Raw genomic sequence first — 16,337 nt, forward strand, 5'->3', positions numbered from 1 at the left:
ATTTAGTTTGTCACATTTTGTTATTTACATTTGACCCAAACAGATCGCTTGCCTAGAATGAGCCCATTATTCGTCATGAAATACGCAAGCCATAACCTGAAGTCGCCCAGGAGCAATAGACCGCTCCTGCCCCTCAACGCACCTCTTGTTGATGTGTCGCTGCCGGGGAAAAGCCACTTCAAGCGGGAAGAAACTATGATCGTCACCATTGATATGATTTGCCTTCGCCTGGCACCAACGGGAATCCAGACCCTGCTGGTGAAGCGAAGTAATCCTAATCGGCCAGATTGCGGCAAGTGGGCCGTTCCGGGCGGTTTGGTGTACGACGAGGACATGACGGCCAGCGGCGGCGAGCCTGCCGACGAAGATTTCGATTCCGCGCGACGCCGGATTTGTCGCCAGAAGGTGCATACCTACCCAAACTTCATCAGCGATCCGCTGGTCGACGGCAATCCCAAACGAGATCCCGATGGCTGGAGCGTGAGCATCTCACACTACGCGCTGCTCAACCCTTCCAACGTGCAGCAGATCGAAGATTTCGGTATCGACAACCGTCGAGCTGGCTGGTTTGATCTCGATCCGCTGCTCAACGGCGAAATGGAACTTGCCTTTGACCACGTGGCGCAGATTCAGCATGCGTGGAAAAAGCTGCGCGCAGCGGTGGAATACACCTCGGTCGTGTTGTTTTCGCTGGAACAAGAGTTTCTGGTCGCAGACATCATTGAGGCCTACGCCAAGTTCGGGGTCGAAGTGAACCGCATGACCGTCAAACGTCGCCTGATTGATACAGGCGTGATTGTCAGCGCCAATAAGATCGCGGCCTCGAGCAAAGGTAAGGGCGGTAAACCCGCCACCGTCTATCGCCTGCCCAGCAATGAAGTGACCTACTTCCAGACCTGTCTGCGCGGCTGATACCACCTATTTCCCTCACGCAACCGCTTGCAGTCGTCAGGCGGCTCTGATTATTATGTCAGCAATGACGACACGCGCTTAATCAAGCCCATTCCGGACTGTGCCACGTCTCTGCTCTGCTTATCTCAACTTCACGAGCGTACAACACAAGTGATGAACCCAACGATTGCTGCAACTGGTGGTTGGCTGCTGATGGCAAGCCTGCTGCTGTCTCTGAGTGCACAGCTGACCCATCAACTGAGCGGTTTCTGGGCGGGTATTCCTATTTGGATCGCCGCAGGGTTATTCCTGCCCGCCGTCAAACCCGCGCAAAAGAAACAGATATTGCTGTTGTTTGGTCTGGGGGCGGCCGGGCTGATTTATGGCGCGCTCAAGGGCAGTGACAACCACTATGTGCTGAAGGCGATCGAAGCCAACCAAAACGTGATCACCATGCTGATCGGGGTAGGTTTTCTGCGTATTTTTGCGGTAGAGAGTGTCCGTACCGGAGAGCGTCTGCCTCAAGGCAAACGCGCATTGGTCCGCACGCTGTTTGGCGCACACTTATTTGGTGCCGTGCTGAACATGTCGTCGGTGATCATCGTCGGCGATAAGTTGTCATCAAAAGATAAACTGTCCACCACACAAGGGTTGGTGCTCTTGAGAGCGTTTGCCACCTGCGCTTTCTGGTCGCCATTCTTTGCCTCAATGGGTTTAACCCTCATCAGTGCACCGGGCGCGCAGCTTGGCACGTTAGTGATGTATGGTTTGCCGGTCAGTCTGGTGGCGCTATCGCTCAGTGCGTGGCAGATCACCCGCCGTCCGGATGCCGAGCGCATGAGTGGTTATCCTATCTCTTTTTCTTCGCTGTGGATGCCGGGATTGCTGGCTCTGGTAGTCATCTCTGGTCATGAGTTGTATCCACATATCAGCGTGTTATCGCTGGTTACCATGACCGCGATTCTCTTTACTGCCAGTTGGTTGGTGGTGAAAAAGGGCAAACTGGGGCTGCACAGCGCGCGCAATCACATCACTTCCGGTGTGGCGGGGTCTGCCGGGGAAGTGGTGCTGTTTGCGGCAGCGGCCATGCTGGCCTCTGGTGTGGCATCGGCACTGGCGGCGACGCAGATTCAACTGGCACCGGCGCATTTCGGCGCGCTGGAAGCGAGCCTGACTCTGGTGGTGTTGGCAGTACTGGCCATGAGTGGCATGCACCCGGTCACCAGCGTGGTGCTGGCGGGGAGTGTGCTCTCACCGACCGTCAGCGATCCGGATTTACTTGGCATGACACTGCTGATGGGCTGGTCTCTGGGCATTACGCTGTCGCCGTTTTCCGGCGTTCAGCTCAGTATTCAATCGCGCTACGACATCAGTGCCAAGGCGTTGCTGAGCGCCAACTGGCGCTATATTCTGGTGATGTATCTGGTATGCAGCAGCGTGTTGTGGTTCTACACGCACAGATAACAAAATCCCCGCCATTTGGCGGGGATTGTTCATTCAGAATTGACTGAGTTCAGCTCTCACTTAATTCAGCTCCAGTTGCAACCCTTTGACCAACCAGTTGTCGGCCCAGATTTTAACCGCCGTGACCGACTCACCCGCCGGTAAATCAAAACGATCATCATGCAGATTGGTGCCATACTGTTTTGACCCGACGGTATGCACGCTGCCATCAAGGTACGTAAACGTCAGTGCCAGCAGTTGCTGTCCGCCGTAGTTAAAATCGCCCGAAGTAGCGACCACCGATTGCACCTGACGCAGGTCAATCTGGCTCAGCGATCCGCCGCTGCCACCGACCATCAGCCCTTCTGCGGTGCCGAGTGCATCGATCGCCGCCCCCGAGCGCACAAACAGGGTTCCCTCAGCACTCAACGGTTGTGAGTTGAGCTGACCCACCGCCAGCCCCAATACCGGCGAAGTTTGTTGCTGGTTAAACACATCGGTGTACGCGGTGATGGTGCGCAGGCTGACGCTTTCACTGGCGGAGGCATACAAGCCCAGTGCGCCCGTTGCCGTATCGTGCCCCAGCGTTTCGCCACTGTAGACGTTAGTCAGCTCATCACTGTCCTCTTTCCACTCCCAGCGTTGACTCAGGCTCTGATTACACGCTTGCAGCGCATCCAACGCATTGCCGTCCAGACAGCGCTTGGTGTCGAGCGCACTCACATAACGACCCAGTTGGTCGTAGATGAACGACTGACTCGCGGTTTGGTTGTCACACGTGCTGGCCGTCAACGTGCCGTCAGCTTGCACCGTAACACAGCGATCATTAAAGCTGGCCAATTGCAGATTCACCGGGCGACCACCGGTAAATACCGGATGATCCCAATCCACGGTAAAACTGGCGGATTTGGTCACGCGGCGACGCGGCGTGTCTTCAAAACCGTGATACGACTGATGCGCGCCGACGACATAGTAGTGTTTGTACGCACCGTTGTAGAGCGGGCGAATATTGACCGAAGAATCAATCACAAACTCGGTCGAACCGCTCTCGCTTGGTGACGCTTTGTAAATCACGTCCATTTTCGGCACGAAGCTGGCGTAGCCGATCGGATTGATGCGGTTCACATCCACCGGATAGGTATTGACCCACAGCGCATCGGTGGAGCGGTTAAGCAGCGACTCCGCGGTGGCATACTGCTGACGCGCCCAGCTAAAGCTGATGTTCTGCGCGTTTTTAGTGGAGCGTTCAATACGGTAATCCTGAGTATTAAACGTCAGCCAACGGCTCTGCGAGTAACTCGCGCGCGCTTCCAGCTTGCCTTTCGGCCCTTTGCTGTCGGCTTCCACGCCACCTGACACGCCCAGCTCAAACCCGGACACTTCTTTGCGCTCAAAATTGGCGTTGACGTTGCTGGCCGGAAACGTTTTGAGGACCTGCGCTTTGTTGTTGGAGGCATTGAAGGCGAAGCGATAATCCTGCGCAATCGCATCGGTCGACCATTCGCGGAAATAGGCATCCAACGTCACGTAATCGGCACCGAACTGGCGGTAACTCAGCTGATCGTTGAGATGAATACCCGCCCCAGTGCTGTCATCATCCAAACTGATGCGGACAATTTTCGCATCCGGTGTCGCCGAGCCAACAATGCCATATTGCAGCGAACGTTCTAGATTGACGCGATAAATCAGGGAGATGTTGGCGTCGTGACAGAATGAGCGGCGCCCTTTGTCACTCTTCCATAACCAGGAATTATCAAAGGTACACTCTTCGTCGCTGATCGCGCGGTTGACGTTAATGTAGAACGCCACATGCGGCAGTGTATTGGCTTCACCACCACTGACGCGCTGAGTGTCCGACAGCGATCGGCGCACTCGCTTGGCGGCCGGCGCTTCCAGCAAAGCGGGATTCACGTCATCCGCCGCATCAAACGGCGTAAACAGCAGTTCCCCTTTATGTTCGGTCACTAAGACGAACAGGCTCGAAAAGCTCATGCCATATTGCTGACGAAACTGAGCCTGCATCACTGCGCGCTCTTCGCTATTTTCGATCTGACTGAAATCTATCAAAATACGTTGTTTCTCTTGCACAACGAATTGACGTAATTGCGCCAGAGTTGGCATATCGGTATCGTTTGCCTGCCAATATTGCGCGTTATAATAATTGACCTGACTCGAATCAGAAACCTGACTTAAAATAGATACCGCTGCGCCTACAGGGTCGTGAATATCGGCAAATACATTGCCACTCGCAGAGAGTGAACATAACGCCAACGTTGTTGCTGCATAAGAATTTAGTTTTAGCATAGGTGTCCTTTATTATTTTCATTCTACTTAACGAAATAACGTCAGGTGGAATGGTTTATTATTTACAGGCTTTCCCCTTGTCGACAGACAATAGGAAACCGCTCCAAGCCACTCAGAACAGAGGGCTAGATTTTATTATTTAATTGGTTAGTAAACTTACTCGTCGAGTGAGTACACGTTAGCGCCACAACCGCAGAAAGGCTGTTCAGGTCTACAAAGATGGGGTAAATCTGGTGACGCTAAGGTGATCAATATAAGGAAGTGCACGACAAATAAAGCTTATTAACAAAAAGCATCGCACAAGATCACGCTTTGTAGGCGATTTAAACAGATTTGTTTAACATGCTAACAATGAAAATAAATATTTAATCAAAATTTAATTTAGTTATTATTGTTTTATCATTTTCTTATTTTTATTCGACTAATTTAGAAACAATTAAATTACTCAGCTTACTTTCATTATTGTTAATATTTCCTCATCCATATCTTTCCCATAAAAAATAAACGTTGAGTTTCTATCCGAATAAATGAATTCCGGTGACTGAATTCACATTCAGACATGATCTTACTTCCAAGCTCAACGGTTTATGCTTTCAATTGCATTGGCGGTATGAATATATTCCGCACTGAACACCTCCGACCAGAAAGTCAGTGGCTAACTTCCCTTTTTCGTTGCGCGGACGAGTGCGTCCAAAACGGAGTCGGGAAAACAACGTAGACAATAAGAAGAGACACTATGACATTAAAACTCTCCCTGCTGATCGCGAGCCTGAGCGCCGTGTCTCCAGCAGTCTTGGCAAACGACGTCAATCCAGCGCCACTCATCGCGCCGTCCGAAGCGGATTCCGCGCAGACGCTGGGCAGTCAGACGTACACCTATGTTCGCTGCTGGTATCGTCCGGCTGCGACGCATAATGATCCTTACACCACCTGGGAGTGGGCGAAGAACGCGGACGGCAGTGATTTCACCATTGATGGCTATTGGTGGTCATCGGTGAGTTACAAAAACATGTTCTATACCGATACTCAGCCCGATACCATCATGCAGCGCTGTGCAGAGACGTTGGGGTTAACCCACGATACTGCCGATATCACCTATGCCGCGGCCGATACCCGTTTTTCCTACAACCACACCATCTGGAGCAACGATGTCGCCAACGCGCCGAGCAAAATCAACAAGGTGATCGCCTTTGGTGACAGCCTGTCAGACACGGGCAACATTTTTAACGCCTCGCAATGGCGCTTCCCGAACCCGAACTCCTGGTTTGTCGGCCACTTTTCCAACGGATTTGTCTGGACCGAGTATCTGGCGCAAGGTTTGGGGCTACCCCTCTACAACTGGGCCGTGGGCGGCGCGGCGGGGCGCAATCAATACTGGGCGCTGACTGGCGTGAATGAACAGGTCAGTTCGTACCTGACCTACATGGAGATGGCGCCGAATTACCGTGCGGAGAACACGCTGTTTACACTCGAATTCGGTCTGAATGATTTTATGAACTACGACCGTTCGCTGGCAGACGTCAAAGCAGATTACAGCTCAGCGCTGATTCGTCTGGTGGAAGCCGGGGCGAAAAATCTGGTGCTGTTGACGCTGCCGGATGCCACGCGCGCGCCGCAGTTCCAATATTCAACGCAGGAACACATCGACGAGGTGCGCGCCAAAGTGATTGGCATGAACGCGTTCATTCGTGAGCAGGCACGTTACTTCCAGATGCAGGGCATCAACATTTCGCTGTTTGACGCCTACACGCTGTTTGATCAGATGATCGCCGACCCAGCCGCGCACGGCTTTGATAATGCCAGCGCGCCATGTCTTGATATTCAGCGCAGCTCTGCGGCGGACTATCTCTACACGCATGCTCTGGCAGCCGAGTGTGCCTCATCCGGTTCAGACCGCTTTGTGTTCTGGGATGTGACTCACCCAACCACGGCAACGCATCGCTACATCGCCGACCACATTCTGGCTACCGGTGTTGCGCAGTTCCCGCGTTAATCACTGCACTGCAATTCGACAGCCCCGAGCGCATCGCTCGGGGCTTTTTTAATCTCATCAACAAATAAGCGATTACAGGAACATACCACCGGACGCTTCGATGCGCTGACCTTGGATCCATCCGGTATCGCCGACCAGCAATGACGCCATCACGCCGCCGATGTCATCCGGCAACCCCGCGCGACCCAACGCGGTATTGGCCGACACCAGTGCATTGATCGCTTCCACATCACGCACCGCGCCACCGCCAAAATCGGTTTCAATCGCGCCCGGCGCGAGAACGTTAACGCGAATCCCCCGGCTGCCCAGCTCTTTGGCCAGATAACGGGTATAGACTTCAATGGCTCCTTTCATCGCGGCATACACCCCTTTGCCTGGCATGGCAAAACGGGTCAGGCCGGTGGACACATTGAGGATGCGGCCACCGTCACGCAGTAATGGAACCAGCGCCTGCGTCAAGAAAAACACACCTTTGAAATGAATATTGCACAGGCGATCAAACAGCGCTTCGCTGGCGTCGGTCAGGCTGGCATCCATACCAATGCCGGCATTGTTGACCAGAAAATCGAAATCGTCACGCTGCCAATGTGTGGCTAAAACCTGCTTCACTTCGGCCACAAACGGCTCAAATTCGCTGATGTTGCCGGTATCAAGCTGAATCGCCACCGCTTTGCGGCCGAGCGCTTCAATCGCTGCCACCACTTGCTGCGCCTGCTCGGCCTGACTGTGGTAGGTGAGAATAATATCCACGCCCTGTTTGGCCAGTTTCAGTGCGCCATTTTGGCCCAGCCCACGGCTGGCGCCGGTGATCAAAGCAATACGAGAATCCATTGGAGTTTCCTTTTTGGTGTTGGGTTACAGTCAACACAGCTTATTAGCCAACATAAGCAGGATAAACAGCGACAAATTGATTACACTGTTCATTATTTATGAATAATTGGAGCCATCCATGGATCGCCTGACTGCCATGCACACCTTTGTGCGCGTTGCGGAGCTTGCCAGCTTCAGCCGCGCCGCCGAAGAGTTAGGACTGCCGAAAGCCAGCGTATCGAATCACATCCAACTGCTTGAAACGCAGGCAGGCGCGCGCCTTTTGCAGCGCACTACACGCAAAGTGTCGTTAACGCCTGACGGGCGCACCTACTATGAGCGTTGCCTCGATCTGCTGGCTGAATTTGAAGAACTCGATACCTTATTCGTCCAAACAGAGCAGCAGCTCAGCGGGCGCATTCGGGTCGACATGCCAACGGGAATGGCAAAAGGCGTGGTCGTGCCGCATCTGGCCGAATTTCTGCAGCAACATCCGGGCGTTCAACTGGAGCTGAGCAGCACCGATCGCCGCGTGGATGTGGTGCGGGAAGGGTTTGATTTTGTGGTTCGTGCCGGGCAGTTGAGTGATTCAGCGCTGATCGCACGTAAGGTGTGTGACATGGCGGTACGTACCTATGCCAGCCCCGGCTATCTGGCGCGCTATGGCGAGCCGCAAACGCCGGATGACTTATCGCACCATCAACTGGTGCACTACGCGCAAAATCTCGGCGGTCAGCCGGACGGTTGGGAACACTGGGATGGCGAGCGGTTGCACACCATTGACATGGCGGGCGCGCTGACGGTCAACAATGCAGAATCTTACACCGCGGCGTGTTTGGCGGGCATCGGGCTGATTCAAACACCAGAATCGGGCGTGCGTAAGCTGGTCGCCAGCGGGCAGTTGGTTGAAGTGCTGGCAAACTACACCTGTCAGCCACTGCCTGTGTACCTGCTCTATCCGCATCGCCGACATCTGGCCAAGCGGGTCCGCGTTTTGATGGACTGGATGACTACATTGATTCAACACAAATTGCAGTCCGTTCATGATGAGCACGTTCATGAAGAGTAAACGGGCTGCGCGGCGCAAACAGCGCTCTGAACCAACCCATCGCCAAGTTGACGAATTGCTGGGCTAACGAAGCTGATACTGCTGCGCCAGCTCGCGCTTGCGTTGATAATCATTCGTCAGTTGCGTGGCTGATTTGCCGCGATTGGCATAAAACAGGCCGCCATGTTGCGCGATATTATGGTAATCGTTCGCAATCACATCCAATACATAGTCGATGCGTTTGAGGGTCAGCGGCGTGCACGACTGACCGTGCAAATCGTCTTCGATATCGAGTACATGAGAGCGGAACGCCTCCAGTTGAAACAGATGAGCTAACGCGTGTTCACTGCTCAGCGCCGTTTGCCAACGCTCAATGATTTGGCGGTAATGCGCCAGCACGTGTGAAGTCGCCTGCTGGGTGTGTAGCCAATGCACTTTGCGCTGATAACTCGCCACAGCCCGCTGTTTCAGTTGGCGAAACAGACTCAGTTGCTGGTTCTCGGTCAGTGCGCTTGACAGCAACCAGCCAAAGAAGAAGCGGGTTTCAAAACGTTCCACCGCATGAAACATCGGGTCTTGCGTGCCGTTGCTATTGAACTCGCACAGCGGATCAAACGGGTACATGTAACCAAAGTCAAACAGCCACAGCTGACCGTCATTGTCCACCAGCATATTCCCGCCGCACAGATCCCACTCCATCAGACCTTGTGCTTCGCATGCCTCCAGAGTCACCAACAGTTGCTCCATCAAATCCGGCGTCAGCGTTTGGATGTGTTGTCCGTCAATCCACGGCGAGAGCAGAATGCCCAACCGATAATCCGCATAGAGCGTGGGCACAATATGGGCAAAGCGCGGCGCGGTGGCCGGATTTGCTTTCAGTGCCTCAAAATCTCGCCTGCGCTGCACTTCGTTGAGAAACGAATATTGCCCGTCCAGATTGGCAACTTTGGCCGTGTGGCGGCGTTTTTTCAGGTTGTAATCCCGCCCGTTAACCCGCAGGTGAAACACCTCCGCAGTCAGGCCAGAACCAATAACCTCAACCACGTATGGCGAATCGGCGTTTAATGTCGCCAGTTGCTCCGGCGGCAACGGGCAGTGGCTCACGTCACCGACGATCAGCGGTGCGTCACTTTGATCAAAGTGCTGTTGGGCTTGTTGTCTTGCGTTCATGTTCACCTCGTTGATGTCACGCTGCCATTGCAGCGCGATCGGGTGAAAAAAGCATCCTACCCCCAGCTGAAACCTTGGGCGCAGAAGCAAAGAGGGAGAACTATCATCGGGGCGTAGACAAGAAAAATGTTCCCGCTTGGGCGAGGTTCAGGGCCTCAATCTCAAGCGGGAAGTACTGGGGAGTGCACGCAGATCAGCGGACAATGCACATTGGCGTGCCGGCTATCGGATCGCGGTGAATTTCCGCATCCAGTTCAAACACGCTGGCGAGCAGTTGCGGCGTCATCACGTCGCTGGGTGCCCCTTCGCCAACAATGCGCCCGCGCTGCATCACAATCAGGTGGTCGCAATAGCGGCACGCCTGATTGATGTCGTGCAGCACGGTGACAATGGTTTTGCCCTGCTGATTGAGCAGGCGCATCAGCTTCATCAGTTCGACCTGATGGTTAATGTCAAGGTAAGTCGTCGGTTCGTCAAGCAGCACAAAATCGGTATCTTGCGCCAAAGTCAGGGCCAGCCACACGCGCTGACGCTGACCGCCGGACAAATCCGACACCGCGCGGTCGGCAAATTCCGCCACGCCTGTCGCCTGCATCGCCTGCTCGACAATGCGCTTGTCCTCGCGAGACAACTGACCCCAGAATCCGGTGTACGGGCTGCGACCATACGCCACCGCCTCGCGCACACTCACCCCTTCCGGCGGCTCCTGCGATTGCGGTAACAGCGCCAGTTGCTGCGCCAACAAACGCGACGGAACCTGCTCGATCGGTTTGCCCTGCCACAACACCTGTCCGCTTTCGGCATGGAGAATGCGTAACAAGGTTTTCAGCAACGTGGATTTGCCACAGCCGTTGGGGCCGAGCAACGCAGTAATTTTGCCTTCCGGAATGACGACATCCACACCGTTCACGATCGGCCCTTTGCCGTAGCCGACAATCAGATTTTCAGTGGTTAAACGCATGGCTTATCTCATTCTCATTAACAGATATAAAAAGTACGGCGCGCCGATGATCGCAGTCAGGATCCCTGCGGGCAGTTCCAGCGGCGGATGGATGATACGCGCGATTAGATCGGCCACCAGCAGCAATAGAGCGCCGACCAGCATCGCCGTCGGCAGCAGCTGTTGGTGGCGGCCGCCCACCAGTTGCCGCGCCAGATGCGGTGCGACCAAGCCGAGAAAACTGAGCGGGCCACACACCGCCACCGCCGCTGAGGTCCAGATGACCGCCACCAGCAGTGCGCCCGCGCGGACCCAAGCGACCGAAATGCCGAGGCTTGTCGCGCGTTCATCACCCAGCGTGAGCAGATTCAGCGCATGGCTGAGCCACAGCACTATAGGGAGCAGCACCCACCACGGCCAGAGCAGCGTCAGTTGCGACCAGCCGCGCCCCCACAAACTGCCGGTCAGCCACAGCAACGCATTGTTGATTTCCAGCGGCTGCGTGAGGATCAAAAAGTCAATCGCACTGCCGTACAACGCCGCCAGCGCTACACCGGTAATCGCCAGTTTGACCGGCGCGGTTTGGCCACCGCACACCAGCGCCAGCACCACCGCCGAGGCCAACCCGCCTGCCAGCGCCGCTGCCGGTAACCAATAGACGGAGAGGGTCGGCCACAGCGTCATCAGCGCGACCGCTGCAAGCCCTGCACCATGGCTAACGCCAAGAATGTCCGGCGAGGCGAGCGGGTTGCGAATCACGCCCTGAATCAACACGCCAGCAGTGGCGAGCATCGCCCCCACCAGCAGTGCAATCCACACGCGGGGCAGGCGATAGTCGTGAATGGTGAAATAGTGTTCGCTGCCTTGAAACAGGCCATCCCACACCTGCGCTGTACTGAGATTGACCGCGCCCAAGCTCAGATTGGCTAAAGCCGCCACCACCAACAGGCACAACAGAATCAGTTGCGTTTTACGGATCGGATTCATTACTTTTTCCTCACCAGATAGAGGAAACACGGCGCGCCAATCAGCGCCAACACTGCCCCTGCGGGTGTTTCAGTAGGAAACACCACCGCGCGGCTGATGATATCGGCGCCGAGCGTGAGCATGGCGCCCAGCAGCATCACCACCGGCAGCAAAATTCGGTGATCGTAGCCCACCAGAAGGCGAGCCATGTGTGGCACAATCAGCCCCACAAAGGCAATCGCTCCGACCGTGCTGACACTGATGCCAACCAACACCAGCACCGCCAGCCCCACCAGCACGCGCAACAGCGTTAGGTTCACGCCCAGGCTTTTCACCCGCTCATCACCCATCGCCAGTACATTCACTTTCGGAGCCAGCAACATACTGAGCACCAGCGCCAGCGACAGCGGCGGCCAACTCATGTGCCAAGTGCGCCATTCCACATGGGCAAACGAGCCCGCCAGCCATGCCATCACACTGGCGGCCTGATCTTCCACCAGAATCACGCTGGCTTTGGTCAAAGCACTACACAACGCGGAGATGGCAATCCCCGCCAGCACCAGTTGCCCGCGTTCAGAGCCCATTTTCCACGCGCCACCGAGCATCATCACCAAGCACCACGCGCTCAGCCCACCAATCATCGCAGCCAGCGGGCTGCTGAGTGACGATGAAGCGGCAAACACTGTGGTCACCAGCGCCATGCCGAGCGCCGCACCTGCGTTCACTCCAAACAAACTGGGCGATGCCAGCGGGTTGCGAGTCAGTCCCTGCATCAACGTGCCGGCCGCTGCCAGACTGGCGCCAACCAAAGCCGCATCGAGCACCCGCGGCAGGCGAATATCGCGCACAATCACATGCGCAATGACCTGCTCATTCGGCGCCCACAGTGCCGTCAGCGCATCCGCCGCAGACACTGGCACCGCCGAGTAAGCAAACAGCGCGCACCAGGCGACGAGAAACAGAAACACAACGAGCGTGATCACCACGCCCGTTCGTTGAATCGATGGCCTCAACCTCATCAGGATTGAACCAACTTCACCAGATCCGCCGCCATGTATTCCGCGGCCAGAATGCCGCGGCAGCGCGCCCACATGTTGCCATCCACATGCAGCACCTGCTTGGCTCGCACCGCACTAAGCACATTCCAAAGCGGCTGTTTCTGCCAACGGCTGACAATGCTCTTTTCGGTGTAATCGCCGACCACCAGATAGTTCGGGTTGAGTGCCAACAGTTGCTCTAAACTGATTTGGCGTGATGCATTTTCATTTTTCAGCCCAGTTGGTGCAGCCAGTCCCAGCGCATGAATCACGCCACCTGCGTACGATTCGGCCGAGTGCGCATAAAAGTCATTTTCACGCGCAACACCAAATTGCACGGTCTGATTGTTCAGGCCAGACAACTGCGCCGCGTAGTGGTCCATCAACTGATGGTGCTGCGCTAAACGCTGCTGCATTTCGGCCTCTTTACCGATCACTTTGCCGATGATCGCCGCCGATTTCAGGTTATCTTCATAAGTTTCGCGACGTGAAGGCAGTAAGAGCGTCGGCGCAATTTTCGACAAATCGCGATACACTGCGGAGTGGCGATCAACATCCGCGATGATCAGATCCGGTTTCAGAGACGCAATCACTTCCAGACTCGGTTGAGAGCGTGTGCCGACCGACTGCCACTGGCCGAGTTTTGCACTCACCGCAGGCAGCAATCGACTTGGGTCGTTGTCATCCGCAATACCCACCGGACTGACATCCACCGCGGCCAGCGCATCCACAAAAGAAAATTCCAGCGCAACAATGCGCTGAGGCACCTGATTCAAGGTGAATTCTCCGTGACTGTCCGTCACGGTTACGGCAGAGGCCATAAAACTCAGACAGCCACTGACGAGCACAACGCTGCGCGCAATCCATCGACACCATTTCATTGTTCTTTACCTATTTGATTGGGAGTTAACATTCATCGGCCGCATCGCCATCGGTGATTGTAATGATTTAGCTCACAAAATGAATGCAAATTTTATTGAGAATTATTCATATTCCATCACTAAACGGACTGAGCCACGCTCAAAACGAAACAGATCCAGCGGATGCCGGACCTGATCGTCACACTTAAAAATCGTAGCTCGCCGTGAGGTAGAGACGACGCTGCTCACCCGGGAAGGAACCGGTTCGGTCGATGAATCCACTCACCGCGTACTTCTTATCAAACAGGTTCTTCACGTTGAGCTGGAACTGCCACTGCTGCCAGCGGGTCTGCCATGACGCATCAAACACGGTGAAGGCTTTCACCGTCTGGCCGCTCTGGTTGTACTGTTCACTGACGTGATCGGCACCAAAGCCAACGGACGAGTCGATGGCGGTGATGTCATAGCGCGTCCACACGCCCAGCTGGTGATGCGGCGCGTTGGCAAATCGAGTACCGACCGTGCCGCTGATGCCGTCGTACGCTTCTTTCACGCGCGTGTCGTTGTAGGCGTAGCTCAGATTGGCGCTCCAGTTGTCGGTTAAATCCGCCAGCATGTCGACTTCGACGCCTTGGCTGCGCACTTTGCCGTAGGCTACTGAGCGCGTGTCATCGTCCGGATCCGTTTGCAGAATGTTCTCTTTGATGATGTGGTACAGCGCCACATTGACGTTCAGCGCATTATCCAGCCAGTAGGTGCGCACACCCGTTTCGTACATCAGGCTCTCTTCCGGATCAAACGGGCCACCGTTCGACTCCGCTTGGTCAGACACATCCTGCGGCACAAAACCCGTCGCCACGACGGCATACGGATGCCATTGATCGTTGATGCGATACGTAGACCCCAAGCGGTAAGACATGCCAGAACCGGTATAATCGCTCTCGCTGCCCGCTTTGATGTCGTTGATTGTGTCCTTGTAACCGTCGATGCGCAGGCCCGACAGCACGTTCCAGCGCTCGGTTACCGCCCACTGATCCTGCACATACGCGCCATAACGCTGCGAACGCGAATCGGTTTGCTTGGCAAGCGTCAGGTTGTAGCTGGACGTATCCGCGCCATATTCCGGATCAGTCAGACTGATGCCGTCCACATTGGCGCGATAATAAACATAATCTTCGTCGAGACGGTAATAATCACCACCGATGAGCACGGTATGATCGCCCAATTCCGCCACCAAGTTTGCCGTCACCGACCCAGCTTTATTATGACGAACCTGATCGCGATATTGACGCTTGCTCCAATCCACCACGCCGTCGCCATCGGTATCCACTAAGCCGTTGGGTTCGTGATACTTCTGCGTTTCTGTGTTTTCGTAGTAACGCAGCGTCACATCACCGCTTAACCAGTCGTTGAAACTGTGGTCAACGCGCATCTGGTACACCTGCGCTTCTAAGTCCTGAAAGTCAGAAGCTTCGTTAGCGTTCCAGTCGATGTCAGCCAAGAAGTTGCCGTCATCATCGGTAGGAATACCACGCAGGCGTGCGCCGCCGTAATGCTGAATGATGTCGGTAAATTGCGCCGTCACCGTAGTGTTATCCGTCATGTCCCACGCGTAGCCCAAATCGATGATTCGGTTGCGCACATCGGTGTTGTTGCGTGACGGGTTTTCGTGGTCCTGATAAATCGCGACGCGGTAGCGCTGACTTTTGTCGTCGGTTACTGGCCCCGACAGCTCCACACTGCCGCTGACAAAATCCTGATTGCCGCCCGTCACTGACACGCGGCGTTTGGTGTCGTAGGTCGGTTTTTTGGTCACATAGTTGATCACGCCGCCCGGTTCACCGCTGCCCATCACCGCCGAAGACGGGCCTTTCAGCACTTCCACCTGCTCAATGTTGAACAGCTGCGGAATGGCGAAACCGTTGAACGGGTCGCCGCGCACGCCATCATAAAGAATCTGATCTTGGCGAAAACCGCGAAATGTCACGCCAGAGTAGGAATACTGGCTCACGCCACTGATCGAGCGATACAAGTCGGTCACCTGACGCGCGCCTTGGTCTTCAATCAATTGTTGCGGCAGCACCTGAATCGACTGCGGTGTATCGTCAATCGCCGTGGGAGTTTTGGTGGCTAAGCTCGTTTCTTGCGCGCGGTAGAGCGACAGTGCGCGGCCGTAAACGGTCACGGTATCGTTGCTGGCGGGCGCCGTGTTGTTTTGCGAAGTGTCATCGGCTGCAAAAGCCTGCGCGGATAAACCGGCAAGCACAGCCAAAAAGAGTGGATGAGTGTTGGCTCGGGCCTTCATTGTTATTTCTTATGTATGTTGTGTTAGAACAAGGCATCGGAATCTAACTGAGTTTTATTCTCATTACAAATAATTTGTCATCATTCGCACTATCTATGGAAATCATCCCAAAAATAAAACTGATCATTATTTATTCAATTTTTTTGAACATGATCAGTCAATCTTTGCTATCGATCACAATGTGACTTAGATCTAATATTTATCCCAAGCACTGAGGTGCGAAATAAACAACTACCCAATGAGGAAAAAATTATGACTAAGTTCGCTTCAATTCTGGCAGCCACAGTACTTTCAACTACATTTGCCGCTGGCGCCATGGCTTCTGACCTACAAATGAACGTGATGACTCGCGACAACCTGGCAACCGTATCTTTGACTCAAGACGGTCAGGCACTAGCAAACTATCCTGTTGAAATTCAAGGTCAAAAATACGTAACTGCACAAGACGGTACCGTGACCATCAAAAACAACGACAACAGCTCTCGCACTGTGAAATTCGTTGCAACCGATGCAGCGGGTAACTCTATCGTGAAAACTGGCTTCGTAAGCCGTGACAATGGTTAATTCGCC

At 54.6% G+C, this 16,337-nt stretch carries 13 protein-coding genes; 5 read left to right on the forward strand and 8 right to left on the reverse strand.

Annotated elements, in window-relative coordinates:
• Positions 1–195: 195 nt before the first annotated feature.
• Together DYA43_RS17025 and DYA43_RS17030 are read left to right on the forward strand one after the other, a co-directional pair.
• A complete protein-coding gene (locus DYA43_RS17025; protein WP_061055986.1) occupies positions 196–912 on the forward strand; it encodes an NUDIX hydrolase in 717 nt (238 codons plus the stop codon).
• Between the two features lie 27 nt (positions 913–939).
• Positions 940–2,355 (forward strand): hypothetical protein, encoded by a 1,416-nt coding sequence (locus DYA43_RS17030; protein ID WP_225869386.1) that lies wholly within the window; start codon positions 940–942, stop codon positions 2,353–2,355.
• Between the two features lie 60 nt (positions 2,356–2,415).
• Here the strand turns inward: DYA43_RS17030 and DYA43_RS17035 are convergent, their stop codons facing one another.
• The gene (locus tag DYA43_RS17035) at positions 2,416–4,638 is read right to left on the reverse strand and encodes a leukocidin family pore-forming toxin (protein WP_061055988.1); all 2,223 of its coding nucleotides are present in this window, start codon (positions 4,636–4,638) and stop codon (positions 2,416–2,418) included.
• A 736-nt stretch (positions 4,639–5,374) separates the two neighbouring features.
• Here DYA43_RS17035 and DYA43_RS17040 point away from each other — a divergent pair.
• Positions 5,375–6,631: an SGNH/GDSL hydrolase family protein gene (locus tag DYA43_RS17040; RefSeq protein WP_061055989.1), complete on the forward strand. Its 1,257-nt coding sequence runs from the start codon at positions 5,375–5,377 to the stop codon at positions 6,629–6,631.
• Between the two features lie 72 nt (positions 6,632–6,703).
• Here DYA43_RS17040 and DYA43_RS17045 read toward each other — a convergent pair whose 3' ends face one another.
• Positions 6,704–7,462, reverse strand: coding sequence for an SDR family NAD(P)-dependent oxidoreductase (locus DYA43_RS17045; RefSeq protein WP_024375041.1), 759 nt, complete (start codon positions 7,460–7,462; stop codon positions 6,704–6,706).
• Positions 7,463–7,580: 118 nt separating this feature from the next.
• Between DYA43_RS17045 and DYA43_RS17050 the strand changes: the two genes are divergently transcribed.
• Positions 7,581–8,510, forward strand: a complete 930-nt coding sequence (locus DYA43_RS17050; RefSeq protein ID WP_061055990.1) for a LysR family transcriptional regulator — start codon at positions 7,581–7,583, stop codon at positions 8,508–8,510.
• Between the two features lie 63 nt (positions 8,511–8,573).
• Here DYA43_RS17050 and DYA43_RS17055 read toward each other — a convergent pair whose 3' ends face one another.
• From DYA43_RS17055 to DYA43_RS17080, 6 genes are all read right to left on the reverse strand, one after another.
• A complete protein-coding gene (locus DYA43_RS17055) occupies positions 8,574–9,659 on the reverse strand; it encodes a protein kinase family protein (protein WP_061055991.1) in 1,086 nt (361 codons plus the stop codon).
• Between the two features lie 193 nt (positions 9,660–9,852).
• The gene (fecE, locus tag DYA43_RS17060) at positions 9,853–10,620 is read right to left on the reverse strand and encodes a Fe(3+) dicitrate ABC transporter ATP-binding protein FecE (RefSeq protein WP_061055992.1); all 768 of its coding nucleotides are present in this window, start codon (positions 10,618–10,620) and stop codon (positions 9,853–9,855) included.
• Positions 10,621–10,623: 3 nt separating this feature from the next.
• Positions 10,624–11,586 carry a Fe(3+) dicitrate ABC transporter permease subunit FecD gene (gene fecD / locus DYA43_RS17065; protein ID WP_024375037.1) on the reverse strand — a complete coding sequence of 321 codons (963 nt, stop codon included), beginning with the start codon at positions 11,584–11,586 and terminating at the stop codon, positions 10,624–10,626.
• Positions 11,586–12,548 (reverse strand): iron chelate uptake ABC transporter family permease subunit, encoded by a 963-nt coding sequence (locus tag DYA43_RS17070; RefSeq protein ID WP_225869387.1) that lies wholly within the window; start codon positions 12,546–12,548, stop codon positions 11,586–11,588. Before DYA43_RS17070 ends, fecD begins: the two co-directional genes overlap by 1 nt.
• A 35-nt stretch (positions 12,549–12,583) precedes the next feature.
• The gene (locus tag DYA43_RS17075) at positions 12,584–13,483 is read right to left on the reverse strand and encodes a Fe(3+) dicitrate ABC transporter substrate-binding protein (protein WP_051141183.1); all 900 of its coding nucleotides are present in this window, start codon (positions 13,481–13,483) and stop codon (positions 12,584–12,586) included.
• 184 nt (positions 13,484–13,667) lie between these two features.
• On the reverse strand, positions 13,668–15,767 hold the full coding sequence (locus tag DYA43_RS17080) for a TonB-dependent siderophore receptor (RefSeq protein ID WP_061055994.1): 2,100 nt from the start codon (positions 15,765–15,767) through the stop codon (positions 13,668–13,670).
• Positions 15,768–16,019: 252 nt separating this feature from the next.
• Here DYA43_RS17080 and DYA43_RS17085 point away from each other — a divergent pair, with 252 nt between their 5' ends.
• Positions 16,020–16,331, forward strand: coding sequence for a hypothetical protein (locus tag DYA43_RS17085; RefSeq protein ID WP_032082112.1), 312 nt, complete (start codon positions 16,020–16,022; stop codon positions 16,329–16,331).
• Positions 16,332–16,337: the final 6 nt, after the last annotated feature.

It is taken from the genome of Vibrio fluvialis (assembly GCF_900460245.1).
GTDB classification, from domain to species: Bacteria; Pseudomonadota; Gammaproteobacteria; order Enterobacterales; family Vibrionaceae; genus Vibrio; species Vibrio fluvialis.

Coding starts and splice junctions, on each gene's coding strand:
- DYA43_RS17025 (WP_061055986.1), top strand. CDS start 196: ATGATCGTCACCATTGATATGATTTGCCTTCGCCTGGCACCAACGGGA.
- DYA43_RS17035 (WP_061055988.1), bottom strand. CDS start 4,638: ATGCTAAAACTAAATTCTTATGCAGCAACAACGTTGGCGTTATGTTCA.
- DYA43_RS17040 (WP_061055989.1), top strand. CDS start 5,375: ATGACATTAAAACTCTCCCTGCTGATCGCGAGCCTGAGCGCCGTGTCT.
- DYA43_RS17045 (WP_024375041.1), bottom strand. CDS start 7,462: ATGGATTCTCGTATTGCTTTGATCACCGGCGCCAGCCGTGGGCTGGGC.
- DYA43_RS17050 (WP_061055990.1), top strand. CDS start 7,581: ATGGATCGCCTGACTGCCATGCACACCTTTGTGCGCGTTGCGGAGCTT.
- DYA43_RS17055 (WP_061055991.1), bottom strand. CDS start 9,659: ATGAACGCAAGACAACAAGCCCAACAGCACTTTGATCAAAGTGACGCA.
- fecE (WP_061055992.1), bottom strand. CDS start 10,620: ATGCGTTTAACCACTGAAAATCTGATTGTCGGCTACGGCAAAGGGCCG.
- fecD (WP_024375037.1), bottom strand. CDS start 11,586: ATGAATCCGATCCGTAAAACGCAACTGATTCTGTTGTGCCTGTTGGTG.
- DYA43_RS17075 (WP_051141183.1), bottom strand. CDS start 13,483: ATGAAATGGTGTCGATGGATTGCGCGCAGCGTTGTGCTCGTCAGTGGC.
- DYA43_RS17080 (WP_061055994.1), bottom strand. CDS start 15,767: ATGAAGGCCCGAGCCAACACTCATCCACTCTTTTTGGCTGTGCTTGCC.
- DYA43_RS17085 (WP_032082112.1), top strand. CDS start 16,020: ATGACTAAGTTCGCTTCAATTCTGGCAGCCACAGTACTTTCAACTACA.